We start from the raw sequence: 13942 nt of genomic DNA on the forward strand, positions 1-13942 counted from the left end.
CGGCACTTAGGAACGAGCATGAAATAACTTCGATAACTGCTGGAAGGGGTTCGGTGGCTCGATTGACAGGTGTCGGCGGCCGGAATAGCCGCCGTCAAGCTTACATGGACGTATTCACGGAGTCCTGTCAAGCGAGTCACCGAACCGCCACAATGCGTAATGCATGTAGAAGTTTTTTGTACATATTCCTTATTTTTTACTGGTATTGAAGGTATACGAACGAACAATGCCGTTATTGTCGAAGCGAATGACCAAATCCTCTGTTTCGACCGGTGCGAATAAAGAATACTTATATTTTCCGTACGTCCAGGTGTGACGACCGTCTTCCCTCCCCATCCGCCATGGCTGACCGAACATTTCCCTCACCTGTTGTTGTGTCGTTTCGCCGATTTTTAGATCCATCACTCGCGATGCGGCAAAATCCTTACCAGCTGTCATACAACCGGAAAGCCCCGCGACACCTATCGAACCGGCAAACAACATGAGGCTTAAATTCAAAGCCCGTAAAGAAGATAAACCAACAATATTCATAGCAATTGATCCTAGTCGATTAAACAATTTGATAAAAACAGCATGGAAAAGCCATCATTCGACACGCTTCCAACGCGAGAGTCGTATTTGAATATTGAGCTATATTAACTGTTTACAAGGATTTTATGAATCTTATTTACTTAAGCCCTTAAAAACCGCGACCAAACACCTTGAAACGGCGTCCGCTCATAAGCCGTGATCACACACTCGCCGAAATATCGAGAGAAATCGTCTAAAATGAATTAGGCGTTAAAAAAAAGGTCTGAGACAAATACACTTCCCACTTAAGGCATAAGTATCTACACATCTTTATCATTTAAAATCATGCTGTTATAAAGTTTCTTCTGGTTTATAATGAAGATAGGGACTAAAAATTGAAGTTTTTAGTCTACTTTTTATCCTAGATCACAGAAAAATCAACTTAACTAATTGTTTTATAAAGCTGAAAACTTGTGTAGATACCTATGCACTTAAGGCGGGACAAAAGCACTAAGGATTTGGTCATAAATACCTTCCCTATTTTTAATACAAGGTAAGCAGGTTCGGTAACTCGATTGGCAGGTGTCGGCGGCAGGGAAAGCCGCCGTCAAGCCTACACGGACGTATTCACGGCGCCCTGTCAAGCGAGTTACCGAACCTGCTACAAAACTCATAGCACAAGGAAGTTATTTTTCACGAAATCCTAAGGATTAACCGTTCGCCCTGAGCCCTTCGGCTGCGCTCAGGAGAGCCCTGTCGAAGAGTGGATGGTTAATCCGCCCATGGTTCGACAAGCTCACCACGAACGGATTAGCCTTAAACTGTCCCGCGTTAAGTGAGAAACCGACAAATATCAATAAACACCGTGAGCCCAGGCTATGAAATGGTTTACCCTCTTTTGCGCATTCATCTTACCGGGATGCTCCAGCCTGCCCGTGGCAATACAAAACGCACCGGTGCCGGACATTCAATATGCCGAAACCATCGATCGTATAGACACCTATAAAAATTACCGAGTACGCTGGGGCGGTACGATCATCCAAGTCGATAATGAGGAGAACCTTAGCCGGCTACAGATTCTTCATTACCCGTTAGACAGATTCGGAAGACCGCAAACCGACAAAGAAACCGCAGGCCGATTCATCCTGGAAACTCCCGAATTTTACGATCCTGCCGTTTACCGTAAAAACACCCAAATCACCGCCGCCGGCACTCTGAAAGGCAGCGACACGCTTAAAATCGGTAACAAATCACTGAATGTGCCTGTCGTTGAAATCCAAACGGTTCATCGTTGGCCCGAACGCACGCAAAGAGATTGCCGTACCGATTTCGGAGCAGGCTTCGGTTACGGACCTTACCCCTGGGGCTTTTATCCTTATGGATACTACCGCTACCATCCTCGTTTTTTTTATCCGTGGTATTAATCCCAATTTCGGCATAAACGCTTAATGCACCGGGAAATAAATTTACCATGTGCTTCATGGTTAAACTGCCGAATTTACTGTGAAAGTTCGTAGATTGAGACTCTTTATCTAATTTTTCGATATGTAACACAATGCCAACTCCGAAGAGGGTGCGGTTGCTCGATCGACAGGCGTCGGCGGCAGGGCAGATTTTTGCTCCTGCAAAATCTGCATTCATGCCATCCCTGGCAATCAGATTCCGCCGTCGAGCCTACATGGACGTATTCACCCAGCACCTAAATTCCATAGTCCATTGGCTATGGTTAACTATCTTGGATAATTTAGGTGCTGGGTTCACGGCGTCCTGTCGGGCGAGTAACCGCACCCTCCCACGCCCTCGGACTTTCATTTACTGGGGCGATTGCCTGGCTTTCATGAACGTTAGGATTATAAAACACACTCCCTGTCCGCTTTCTCGGCGGCCGCGCGCCCGTTTGCCTCGCTTACTTGTCGACTGAAATACAAAGCCGCGCCAAATAGTATGATGCAGAATAAGATCGCGCTTTTCAGCCCGACCAAAATCTGCAACAAACCGATTGCCATTAAGCCGAACATGCCGGCCAACTTCATCGATAAACCCCAAAAGCCGAAATACTCGGCGGAACGCGACAACGGCGAGAACAAACCGATCAGAGTTCGAGTCGACGACTGGCAAGACCCCAGACTCAACCCCGCGACACTTCCGACGAATAAAAAAACATATTGCGCTTGCCAAGCGACATTAAACTGAGACTGCATCATTTCAGCAAACACAGGCGTCAGATAAATCATTGCGATGGCCGATATCCACAATATCAAAGTCAGCCGATAAGTAAACAACGCACCCAACTTATCTTGTATGAAACCGAAAGCCACCGCCCCTAACGCTGCTGTAATCTGCACAATAATAAACATCCAAGTTCTGACCTCTTCGTCCCAACCGATAATTTGCGCACCATAGATGAATGCATACGTAATGATGATATATATACCGCTCATCGCGAAAAAAATCGACACCAACATTACCGCTAGATCGCGGTGATCCTTGATATGCTCAACCGTATTTCGCACACGGCCGATACCGATACGAAAATATCCCGTTCCGGGCGGCAACGGACAAGGCACGCCACGCTCCTTGACCCATAAAAAAGTCGGAATCGCCGCGACTAAGAAAAATGCCGCCGCCCAAGGGCCCACCCAACGAATACTTTCAAAATTTTCGGCGCTAACTTCACCCAGCACGAGCAATACAAAAATCGCCGAAACCATCCCGCCGACATAACCTAGCGCCCAACCGAAACCGGAAATTTTACCCAAATCGTCCGGCGGACCGAGATCGGGTAAAAATGCCGCAATAAAAGCTTCGCCGATTGAATATGCGAAATTAGAAATAATCAACAATAATACGCCCAACCACGCCAACCCCGGCTCGACAAAATAAAGCGCTGCCGTACTGAACACAGTCAATAGATAACTGCCGAATAAAAAACGTTTCTTATTGGCTGTGTAATCCATAACCGCACCTGCTATGGGCGAAAAAATCACGACGCCCAAATAACCGATCGCCAAAGATACGCTCCAAAGCAGATTGCCGAGCCGGTAATCGGGCGAATCGCCGACGATCACTCGCGTAAATAAATCGCCGAAGACGACCGTTACAATGAGCAAGGTATAAGCCTGATTTGCAAAATCGAACATCGCCCAACCGAATATTTCTTTATTCGACGCTCTAACACGTAAATTCATTGCCTTATTCCTAACTTGAATTGACTGACTTTGAGAAATTCTGAATGATTCCCGTAAATCCAACATTATAGACTCGGAAAATAAAATGATTTGTAAGTATTAAACACCTTCGCTATATCTCAAACTCCGTAGACGGTAAAAGTATTGGTGAATACTTTCACGGTCTCTCCGGCTAGAGAAACCCTGAATGCTCTTGCAGTAATTATTCACATCCCCCCTATCGTTCCCACGCTCCGGCATGGGAACGAAGACCGAGACGCTCTAGCGTCTCGTACCGCTGGAGCGGTACTCAGGCATTCCCACGCAGAGCGTCACTGCCATTAAGTTAAGGATTTTTCCGTTCGCCCTGAGCCTGTCGAAGGGTGAATGGAAAAATCCTGGGTCGATAAGTTAAGCCGTCCATGGTTCGACAGGCTCACCACGAACGGCTTAACTTAATGGCAGTGACGCAGAGCGTGGGAACGATAATTGCCGGAGGACTGAAAAGTTACCTCTTGCATGCCGGTTTCGAGAAGCTGGTCAACAAAACCTTTTTCGACAACGATGGTCGAAACAAAACACTCACTCCAAAAATCTTACTTTGCGAGTCCGAAACCGTAACAACATATTCGGGTAAATAATGATGAATAAAATACGAATAGGCCAAACCGTTCCACTTTTGCCCGTATCCGATTGGGTACAGGGAAACCCCATTGATTTAACACAGCAAAACGGGCGAGTCGTACTGATCGAAGTCTTTCAACTCAATTGTCCCGGCTGTTTCCTCTATGGCTTGCCCCAGGCAATAGAAATGCATCGAAAATATTCCGATAAGGGCCTGACGGTCATCGGCATATCAACGGCTTTCGAAGATTTCGATAAAAACACGCTGGACAACTTAAAGCTTTTGGTTAATCAACAACAGGTCATCGGGCATTCCTATCGCGTCTTAGCCGAACATGATTTGTTGGATGACGGCAAGCTGTCCTATCGGGTCCCATTTCCATTGGCCATGGACCGCTTGATCGAACGCCGGGCAAACTTCAGCGACGAAGAAATTACCGAGTTCATAAATTCGCGTATTCCCGATTTCGAGCAACAAAGCGATCTTCAACGCGAGCAAATCCGGCAAAATGTAGCCTTTTACCTTGAAGGCCTTAAATACCGTGCCGAAACCTTCGAGCTTTTCGATCTGCAAGGCACGCCGTCCAGCATCCTGATCGACAAAGAAGGCAGGTTGGCCGAATGCTTGTTCGGACATGATCCCGAACTGGAATTTAGAATTCAAAAACTACTTGAAGCATAAATACAGTAATGATGTTTTTTGCCATTCGGTTGGCAAAGAATTATCGACGCATCAGAAGCTCTTATCGGACCAGTTCGCAACCAAACCAACCCGATCCGATCATCGCGACGAAGCCCGGAGGGACAGTTATAAAGAAAAGATATCGAAGCCGCCCAGGCTTAAATAAACTATTCAACCAAAAAAGATTCAACCATCTTCAAGGTCTCTTGGGCTTCTTCGATACCGATGAATTTTTCATCTTTGCCGACGGCCCGCTCGAGATACTCTCTCGCCCGTTTGTGATCGCCTTGTTTGAAATACACCATACCCAACCGGTATTGAGCGATCGCCGATTCGGGCGCGAGCGCGGTCACTTTCAACAACAATTCTTTCGCCCTTTCGTAACTACCTTGCTTATAGGCCAGCACGGCGACCGTAAACAACATATCGGGATGCCCCGTTTTCGCCAGCGGTGCGACCAATTTGGCGGCACGTTCCAATGTTGCGCTATCATCGCCCAGTTCGGTCATATAACGGACCCAATTATTCAAAGCCACCGCCGAAGCCGGTTGCATACGGTAATTTTCCTCCAATAAGGCGAGCGCTTTATCATGAGCGCCGTCGCGGTGATAAATCGCAACTAAATCACCGGTCAACGTCGTCGATGCCGTTTTTTCGATGCCTTTTATCAAAACTTCGACCGCTTTGGTTTTATGGTTTTGATTGAGATAAATACCGGCCAAATTGCGGTACGGATTTTCCCACTCGGGCTTGATATCGATCGACTTGTTGAATGCGGCGACCGCATCGTTCGCTTTGCCCGCCGCGGCCAACACGCCGCCCATTAGGTTGTAAGCGACAAAATGCTCGGGTTGCCGCTTCACGGCTTCTTGAAGCTTGGCCAAAGCACGGTCCGGTTTTTTTAATTGGAGCTGGGTATTGACCAATTGCGTCAACGGTTCGATCGCACCGGGTTGTTTGACCAACGCATCGGCAAATCGCTCGACCGCCTTTTCGGAATTACCTTCGGCTTGGTATGCCAAACCGGCCAAATAATACCCCGTCGCTTCATCGGGAAAGGCTTGCTGCACAGCATCCGAGACTCGGCGGGCCTGTTCCCATTGCCGTTGTGACAAATAAATTTTGAACAAAGCTTCCAATCCTTTTTTATGATTAGGATCGGCTTGCAACAGCGCGCCGATTTGCTGGACGGCTTTGCCGGGATTACCGGTAGTCAGCAACAATTCAGCTAGTTCGAGTCTCGCATTCTCGTCGGTCGGCTGCAATTGCACGATTTTTTCAAGATTTTCCAGCGCAGGCACCGCTTCTTGATTCAAGCGATGGGCGGTGCTCAACAATTTCAATACGGCGACATCGTTCTGGCGATCCGCCAACACTTCACGAAAGTCTTTGACCGCTTCGGTCAAGCGGCTTTCGGCGAGCGCCACCTCGCCTCGCAAAATCAAGGCATCGCTTTGTTTGGGCTGCTTTTGCAACACGGATTCGAGTAATTCGGCAGCTCGCCCGTTCCGACCGGTATTAGCGTAGAGCCTTGCCAAGCGATTTTCGGCATTGATACCCTGAACGCCGGAAGGGTCGGCCTCGACGATCTCCAATAACGCTTGCTCTGCTTTATCGGTCAGATTTTGTGCTAGATACAAATTAACCAAGCCGAATTTCAGCACAAAGTCGTCGGGATATTCTTCCAACAGCGGAATCAATTCGGCTTCGGCGATTTCAGGTCCCCGCTTTTCGGTCAGGAAATCGAGCAAATTGACAATCGCCTGCCGATTATCGGCTAATTCAATAACGGCATCGCGCAATACGCTTTCAGCCTTGTCAAGTTGATTGTGTTCGATCAAAAACAAAGCCAAACGTTTACGGTGCAACAAGGGTTTCGGTTCGATTTTAATGATGTTTTCGAGAGTTTTTTCGGCCTTGTCGAAAGCTTGAGTCTTGACGTATAGATTGACCAGCATCAAACGTAACGAAGTATCGTCGGGATTTTGATCTGCATAACCGCGGACAAACTCGATCGCTTGATCCAGTTTGCCCGATTTGGCCTTGAGCGATGCAAGCAGCAATACAGCAGGAACATCACCCGGTCTTTTCGCGAGTGCGGCTTCCGCCTTGACGATCGCGGCATCGCTACTATTTTGCGCGGCCAAAATCCCAGCCTGCAAAACCAAAGCATCGGGACTCTCGGCATCGATAGCCAACGCCTGTTTCATCAATGTCTCAGCCTCTTGGACTTGACCGGCCAACAGATAGATTTGTCCGAGTTTGACGCGTGCCTTCAAATGTTTCGGATCGGCATTGACGACCTGCCGGTAAAGGTCTGCGGCTTGTTGTACATTGCCCAACTTTACCGAAGTCTCGGCCGATTCGAACAAGGCTTCAACTTGATCCGGCTTGAGTTCGAGCGCCTGTTCGAAAGCGGCAAGGGCTTGCTCATAATCACCTGCTTTAAATAATTGCTTACCTTGTTCGAGATATTCGTTCATTTTACGTTCGGTGTCGTCGCAGGCAGTCAAGGCTGCGGAAGAAAGGATGATGAAAAGAATGGGACGGTACTTTCGTATAAAAGACTTCATGAATGAATGATTGTTTGCTTGGTCTGGAGATAAAGGCACCGTGCTGTATTAGCCGACTAAAGTGCTACCCGCATAGCGAGCCGGCGAGGCAATAGGTATAAGTTTTCGCTCCTTCCCAAGCTCTAGCTTGGGAAGGTAGAGACCGGAAGCTCTAGCTTCCGGAGACCTGCCCGTCTGACCGATTGAACTTCGGGTTCCCACGGAGAGCCGTGGGAACGAAGAAACCGTAGGGTACGCATCGCGTACCAATTCAATAGGTTCCCGGCAGAAACAACGCTTTGACTAAAAGTATCCGATATACAAAATGCTTGCTGCCTAAGCCAAAGAGACTTCGATGAATTATATGGAGCCCCACCTTTAGCGGCTTCGATATCGCGATCTGGAGATCGCTCCCGCATCTGAGACCTCAGATGCCCAGGCAGGATGAGTTTTGCATCCCGTCCGTAACGTTTTGATATCGCAACCGTCAGCTATTCCCTCTTCTACCCGCCATCCTTTTGACTTTCCATTTCGCCAGATTCATGAGCTTCTTCAGATTCCGGTTCGGAAATCTCAGCTTCTTCCACGATTTCTGCCTCTTCGTAAACTTCTTCAAGCTCGGTCTTGCGTCTGTATTTTTGCTCGACCAACTTGTCTTCGTATTCCTGAATGATGTTTTCGAGCTCAACGCTTTTGAATTGGAAAACCGGCTCGGCCTGCACCAATCGAGCCCAAAGACTTTGCCTGCCATAATCTTTGAGCATGTCTCGAGTTGCTTGATACATCTTGATATTTTTATTCTCGCAGGAATCAAGTTCCGAAACGGTAAATTCTTGGAGTTTTTGCAGCTCGACATGCTCCAGGCTCAATTGGTTTTTGGACTGATTCAATACCTTATATTTTTCGACAACTTCGACCAATTTCCCATGAGTTTGATCGAGCCGGCCGCGAACCGCTTCAATGGTACTTTTTTGCGTGTCCAGCTCGCCGCCCAGTTTTTCTTCACGAGAAACCGCCGCTTCATGCTGCTCTTTCAGCGTTTCGATCTCGGCGGCCAGCTTATCGTTTTCTGCTTTCAAGGCATCGCGCTCGGCGGTCATTTCGCGGACCATCGCCTGCAGCTTGTTGATGACACGCGCGCTGCCGCCGTCGTCTCGCCTGGCTGCCTGAGCATAAACGGCATTCGATAACAATGAGGAAACAAACAAAACGGCCAAAAAATTTGAAATGATCTTGATCATAAGATTTGATGATATTCGGAAATTGATCACAATTGGCCGTCCGGACAGGACAAACATTGGCTCGCCTCTTCTATAGATTTCACGGCTCACCACAACCTTAAAACTTGGTATTGATATCGATTTGGAAAACGTCGATACCATAAGGCGGCCCGGTTATCGCTTCTGCGGTTAGCCATCGGCTAGTTAACCAAACATTGTTGAGCAGCGCATAGTTAGCCCCGAGAATCCAGCCTTTAGCATTCGTGCCGCCGAGGTGAAAGTCCGAGTCCGAAAAGGCATCGACTACCGCATCGCGTTCGACTCGTTTATAGGCGACAAAAGTACTCCAATTGCCTTTTTTATCGACTCTCAACCAACCCAAGTCGGCACGTAATTGCCAAGCCGTAGTTTGTTCGTCCACTGCCCCGCTGCCCAAAGCGCCGCCTAATGCTCTCGCGGCTGCCACTTTTTCGCTGTCGAAGCCGATATTCTTTGCATAATCACCGGATAACGTTAAGTGAATCGGATCAAATAAGGCCATATCATAGCGTGCGGTAAAATTGACGATTTTAAACTCAGACGCTAAACCAACCATACCGGGAAATTCGCTGGGTAAAGGATCATTAAATGCACCGTCACGGCAGATTGTTGCCAGCGTATTACCGCCTTGCATGAATTCCGGCATCGAAGCGGTATTTTCACGAGAATTGACATCGCAGGTACCGGATGCGGTTGATGTATTCGGCCTGGCTGTGATATTTTTAAAATCATAATAAGCCAAAGCCATTCTCAGATTGTCTTTATTTTTAAATCCCCAGTCCAAACCAACCTGTCCGCCGAACAGCCATTTATCGTTATGACTGAATGGAGCTTCCTGCAGCGGAAAAGCCCCACCTGTCGCGTAGAGTACTCGTGCGCCGTCACCTAAACCATTAGACAATCCTAAGTTGTATCGATAAGTCGCCGCAAAACCTTCGAATGACAAATCGGTATCCCAAACCAACTCGGAGCCACTGGTGAACTCCCCCCCTCCAACGAAAAACGGATTTTTGATACGTCCGCCCATCAGAGAAAGCCAATTAAAACCGAAACTGTCGACATCGTCGTATTGAAGATAGGCCCGGTCGATGTTGAAGTCATAACGATCGCCTGTTTGCCCCATGGTTTGATTGGTTGAAACGGGATCTCTGAAATTACCGGTCGATAGACGGATTCCGGCTTCTAAACCTTCCGCGATATCGGCATCGATGCCCAACCGAAAGCGTTGCCGAAAGCGCTGATTGTTCGTCGTAGTATTTTCGATAAGGTCCAACCCCGCATTTCTGGCGCCGCCCAGTTGATTGATTGCTTGTCCATTCGGATAAAAAGGGAAAATACTCAAGCCGCTGGCATTTTCATCGGCATAAAAAACCGGCTCATACCGCAAACGCAAATCCCCCGACAACTTAAATTTTCGAGTCCATTCCGGCAAGGCATCGGCCAAACCCCAACCTTCTTCCTTGGCCTTACTGATTACGTCACCGGTAACATCTTCGCGCAATTCCGCGCGGATCTCATCGCGAATTTGATCCTTGATAAAATCGGGAATATAGGAAACCCGGACTTCGTCGTCGGCGAGTTCTCCAACCGATGCCGCATTGCTTAGCGCCGCGGCGGTCCTTGCTTGCGATGCGATCTTACCGGCTTCGGCTTCGGCTTCCTTGAACATCGTTTCGGCGGTTTCTTCGGTCAAAACGCCTTGTTTGACCAATTGCTTGATTAGGCTTTCGGTCGTGCTGCGCAGTTTCAGCAATTCCTCTTTTTCACCGGCCTGCACCGGCCCTAAAACGCTCAACAACACTAAGGCCGTGACAGCCTTTTTCTGTAACATTGTCTTTCCCATTAACTGAAGTTAAATGCGGTTCGTAATTCGAAATTTGATCGGCTGTTTCATCCCGGCCGGCGGGGGTTTATTGATTCGTTTCAACTTGGCGAGCGTCATTTGCAACTTTTCGTCGATCCGAGCATCGTCACTGCCCCGGACCAATTCAAATCGAGTCACATTACCTTGCTTATCGACCCAGATACGAACCGTCGCCGTGTAACGCGTTCTACGTAAATCGTCGACCTCGGAAATCACCACTTGCATTTGATTCCTGATAATATTGCCGTACCAAGCGTTGGGATTGCCGCTCAACAATCCACGCCCGCCTTTCCGTGCAGCCAAGCCAAAGCCGTCGGAACCGGCGCTGCCGTCAGCATCAAGTCCCAAACTATCGGCAGGCGGCGCATCGTCGATATCCGGGAGATTTTCAGGCTCCGGATCAGGCTCCGGGATCTTTTCCTCGATCTTTTCCGGCTCGGGCGGCTTCTCAATTTTCGGTGGGGGCGGAGGAGGCGGCGGCTTCAACAAGGTAATCGGCTGGATTTTTTTTTGCGGACGCTCGTCGCTGTCTTGCTTGAAATTGCTAATGCCGTAAATTATCAGAGCCACCAAAATCGAACCAATCACGCCGCCGATGATCTTCGGCAGATGCACCTTCCAGCTTTTGTGTTTACTCATAACCGCGTTATTTGACTAGGTTCTGCGTCACCAGACCGATCTGCGTAATATCGATGCGGCCCATTAAAGCCAATACATCAACAACATTCTGATATTGCACGGTCGCATCGCCTTTGATGATCACCGGCAATTCCGGATCAGCCGCACGGTACTGTTGTAGTAATGATTCCAACTGCTCCAAGGTTACCGGATAGGTATCGAGAAAAATCGTACCGTCGGCCGTGATCGTGATTGCCTTGGTTTTCGGCTTGGCCAAACTCGGCGTATCGCTGGCTTTCGGTAAATTGACGGTAATTCCTTGCACGGCGGCCGTGGTCATGATGATAAAAACGATCAATAACACATAGGCCAAATCCAACATGGACGTGACATTGATATCGTCGTAACTTTCCAGTTCTTCTTTGTAACGCATAATAAATAACTCGTTCGGATTTGGTCGGAGCGAGACTAAAGATACTCGCCGCCTGGCAATTCAAGAGGTCCGCTGATTAATCGGAGTAACGCTCGGAGAGTTTGGCCGTAAACTCGTCGACAAAAATATACATATCGGCGGTAATTAATTTGATACGGCTATTTAAATAGTTATAACCGAACAAACACGGAATCGCGACAACCAGACCCGCAACGGTTGTAGCCAATGCCGCTGCAATACCGGGTGCGATCGCATTGACGTTAACCTCGCCGCTTGCGGCGATTTCGCCGAAGGTCGCCATAACCCCGATTACGGTACCGAGCAGACCTAAAAACGGACCTCCGGAAATAGAAATTGTCAGTAACACCATCAGACTATTGAGTTTTTGCGTTTCTCGAATCAAACAAGATTCCATCGCTGCTCGAATCGAATCCATGCCTTTATCGGTGACAAACGCCTCGGCAACATCGGCGCCGACACTCTTGGCAAGGCGATTGTGCAGTTCTTCGATCCCAACATGATACAACCGGTAAACGGAAGACCCTGTAAAACGATCATGCCCACCGGTCAACGAAGCCAACAATGGCGAGGCATTGACCGCTTCGTCATCTTCGGTATCTTCGTGATTCAATGCTTCGATCTCGGCGGTTTTCAACTTCATGAACTCGTCTTCGAAGTTTCTGTTTTCTTTATGATTTTTGATCAAGACCAACGCCTTCGCGGCCATCACCAAAAAACTGATAACCAACATCACCGCCAATATTCCGATGATGATCCACCCATCGAGCGATACATGCTGCATCGTCGACATCACATGCGACCCACCGCCGCCTTCCGATTCCGGCGATAAATCTTCGCCGTACACCAATAACGGCGAAGCCTGCCCTTGCATCAATGCATCGAATTTGATCGCTTCTGCCGAACGCGGAGACTTGTAAACACTTAATTGATCGATCGCGCCGACCAATCCGCGCGCGCCATAGGCATCGGCGCCAATGGTAATATCGCCGTCCAAATCAGGAATCATGACCGGAAATGATTCGGCCTCGGCTCCGTCCAAATAAATCACTACCTTATCGGCAGTTATGATTGCGGCAAAATGATGCCAACTGCCCGGAGTTAAGGGTATAGAAACCGGAAAAGTTTGCACCCCACCGGAAGCATCGACAAGTTCTAAATTCGCCATTTGTTCTCTAACAGATAAAGCCAGGCTTCCTGTCGCGCCGGTTCTTTGAAAGACCACACCATCTTCATTCGGTTGATCGATTTTCAACCATGTAGACAAAGTCCAACCGGGATCGGGAGCCGTCAGTAAAGACGCGGAAGCCGGTATCCGAACGATTTGCTCCCCTTCAAAAACTCCCGAATGCCCAATCAAGCCGCCTTCTCCTGCCGAGGCAGTCGCTTCGGACGGATTATTCGCATAAGCGGTCATGTCGGCAACGCCATCCTTAGTAAAAGGCAGGCTCAAGACTTGATCGACAGGAAAAACACCGGCCGCATCCTGCCCGTCAGGCGCCAGAGGATTACTGTAATACATATACAGGGTAGGTTCCGGTGCCTTTGCAATATCCTTCGGCAATTTGACCCAAATCAATGCCATTTCATTGATTGAGTCCAGTTTTTCGATATAAAACTTCAGCGGCGTTTTGTCGTCTCCCGCCATAAAGCGAATATCCTTACCCAAATCCGCTATATCCATAAAATAGGCGAAATTGCCGGTGTGTAAACGAATCAATGCCACGGCATCTTCCGGAACGCTAACTCCCGCCTGCTTGAGATCCAGATCTATTTTTTTCTTGTAACTCCAATCGGCGTTCCACCATGCGCAGGCCATTTGCGGCATCAGCATCAAAAAAAATAACAAAAATCCAAATCGTTTCATTGGTGCTCTCTATTGCTTAACTTAAAGCAAAATTATTTCAGAGATTTATGACACGATTATGACGGATTAAGCAGTATGACGATCTAATTTCGGAAAAAATGCGTCGATCTTAATAATAAGGTATAAAAAAATTGTGACAGGCAACTCGAAACACAGTTATCAAGCTCGAATAAAAAGAATTAAAGATGATTCAAAGCAACGACAGGTACGAAAAATCATCGCAAACGTAATACATTTCATCAATTTTTAACACAACTGTAAAACTATAGACTCATTGTTGTGAAAAAATTCTCCTAAGTCGAGTGGCTTAATACGGGCTGTTCCGTAAAGACATTTAGTCAAAGCAAA

At 48.0% G+C, this 13942-nt stretch carries 10 protein-coding genes; 2 read left to right on the plus strand and 8 right to left on the minus strand.

Features of this window, described 5'->3' with window-relative positions; translation table 11 throughout:
- Window positions 1–189: 189 nt before the first annotated feature.
- Complete coding sequence (gene bamE / locus MEALZ_RS14510; RefSeq protein WP_014149407.1) at window positions 190–531, minus strand: outer membrane protein assembly factor BamE domain-containing protein; 342 nt, start codon at window positions 529–531, stop codon at window positions 190–192.
- An 857-nt stretch (window positions 532–1388) separates the two neighbouring features.
- On the opposite strand from bamE, the gene MEALZ_RS14515 reads away from it, so the two are divergent.
- Window positions 1389–1934, plus strand: a complete 546-nt coding sequence (locus MEALZ_RS14515; RefSeq protein ID WP_014149408.1) for a Slp family lipoprotein — start codon at window positions 1389–1391, stop codon at window positions 1932–1934.
- A 426-nt stretch (window positions 1935–2360) separates the two neighbouring features.
- Here MEALZ_RS14515 and MEALZ_RS14520 read toward each other — a convergent pair whose 3' ends face one another.
- Complete coding sequence (locus MEALZ_RS14520) at window positions 2361–3698, minus strand: MFS transporter (protein WP_014149409.1); 1338 nt, start codon at window positions 3696–3698, stop codon at window positions 2361–2363.
- A 619-nt stretch (window positions 3699–4317) separates the two neighbouring features.
- On the opposite strand from MEALZ_RS14520, the gene MEALZ_RS14530 reads away from it, so the two are divergent.
- Window positions 4318–4983, plus strand: a complete 666-nt coding sequence (locus tag MEALZ_RS14530) for a peroxiredoxin family protein (protein ID WP_014149411.1) — start codon at window positions 4318–4320, stop codon at window positions 4981–4983.
- Window positions 4984–5150: 167 nt separating this feature from the next.
- On the opposite strand, the gene MEALZ_RS14535 is transcribed toward MEALZ_RS14530, so the two are convergent.
- From MEALZ_RS14535 to MEALZ_RS14560, 6 genes are all read right to left on the minus strand, one after another.
- Window positions 5151–7556 carry a tetratricopeptide repeat protein gene (locus MEALZ_RS14535; protein WP_014149412.1) on the minus strand — a complete coding sequence of 802 codons (2406 nt, stop codon included), beginning with the start codon at window positions 7554–7556 and terminating at the stop codon, window positions 5151–5153.
- Window positions 7557–8038: 482 nt separating this feature from the next.
- Entirely contained in the window at window positions 8039–8776 is a 738-nt protein-coding gene (locus MEALZ_RS14540; protein ID WP_048481343.1) for a hypothetical protein, read from the minus strand.
- A gap of 97 nt (window positions 8777–8873) precedes the next feature.
- Complete coding sequence (locus MEALZ_RS14545) at window positions 8874–10625, minus strand: putative porin (protein ID WP_014149414.1); 1752 nt, start codon at window positions 10623–10625, stop codon at window positions 8874–8876.
- Between the two features lie 21 nt (window positions 10626–10646).
- Window positions 10647–11297, minus strand: a complete 651-nt coding sequence (locus tag MEALZ_RS14550) for an energy transducer TonB family protein (RefSeq protein ID WP_014149415.1) — start codon at window positions 11295–11297, stop codon at window positions 10647–10649.
- A gap of 7 nt (window positions 11298–11304) precedes the next feature.
- Window positions 11305–11709 carry an ExbD/TolR family protein gene (locus tag MEALZ_RS14555; RefSeq protein ID WP_014149416.1) on the minus strand — a complete coding sequence of 135 codons (405 nt, stop codon included), beginning with the start codon at window positions 11707–11709 and terminating at the stop codon, window positions 11305–11307.
- A gap of 76 nt (window positions 11710–11785) precedes the next feature.
- Window positions 11786–13594, minus strand: coding sequence for a DUF2341 domain-containing protein (locus MEALZ_RS14560; protein WP_014149417.1), 1809 nt, complete (start codon window positions 13592–13594; stop codon window positions 11786–11788).
- Window positions 13595–13942: the final 348 nt, after the last annotated feature.

Origin of the sequence: Methylotuvimicrobium alcaliphilum 20Z, assembly GCF_000968535.2 — a bacterium.
GTDB classification, from domain to species: Bacteria; Pseudomonadota; Gammaproteobacteria; order Methylococcales; family Methylomonadaceae; genus Methylotuvimicrobium; species Methylotuvimicrobium alcaliphilum.

Bases quoted from the DNA above. Each gene is read 5' to 3' on its own strand.
- bamE (WP_014149407.1), bottom strand. From the start codon at position 531: ATGAATATTGTTGGTTTATCTTCTTTACGGGCTTTGAATTTAAGCCTC.
- MEALZ_RS14515 (WP_014149408.1), top strand. From the start codon at position 1,389: ATGAAATGGTTTACCCTCTTTTGCGCATTCATCTTACCGGGATGCTCC.
- MEALZ_RS14520 (WP_014149409.1), bottom strand. From the start codon at position 3,698: ATGAATTTACGTGTTAGAGCGTCGAATAAAGAAATATTCGGTTGGGCG.
- MEALZ_RS14530 (WP_014149411.1), top strand. From the start codon at position 4,318: ATGATGAATAAAATACGAATAGGCCAAACCGTTCCACTTTTGCCCGTA.
- MEALZ_RS14535 (WP_014149412.1), bottom strand. From the start codon at position 7,556: ATGAAGTCTTTTATACGAAAGTACCGTCCCATTCTTTTCATCATCCTT.
- MEALZ_RS14540 (WP_048481343.1), bottom strand. From the start codon at position 8,776: ATGATCAAGATCATTTCAAATTTTTTGGCCGTTTTGTTTGTTTCCTCA.
- MEALZ_RS14545 (WP_014149414.1), bottom strand. From the start codon at position 10,625: ATGTTACAGAAAAAGGCTGTCACGGCCTTAGTGTTGTTGAGCGTTTTA.
- MEALZ_RS14550 (WP_014149415.1), bottom strand. From the start codon at position 11,297: ATGAGTAAACACAAAAGCTGGAAGGTGCATCTGCCGAAGATCATCGGC.
- MEALZ_RS14555 (WP_014149416.1), bottom strand. From the start codon at position 11,709: ATGCGTTACAAAGAAGAACTGGAAAGTTACGACGATATCAATGTCACG.
- MEALZ_RS14560 (WP_014149417.1), bottom strand. From the start codon at position 13,594: ATGAAACGATTTGGATTTTTGTTATTTTTTTTGATGCTGATGCCGCAA.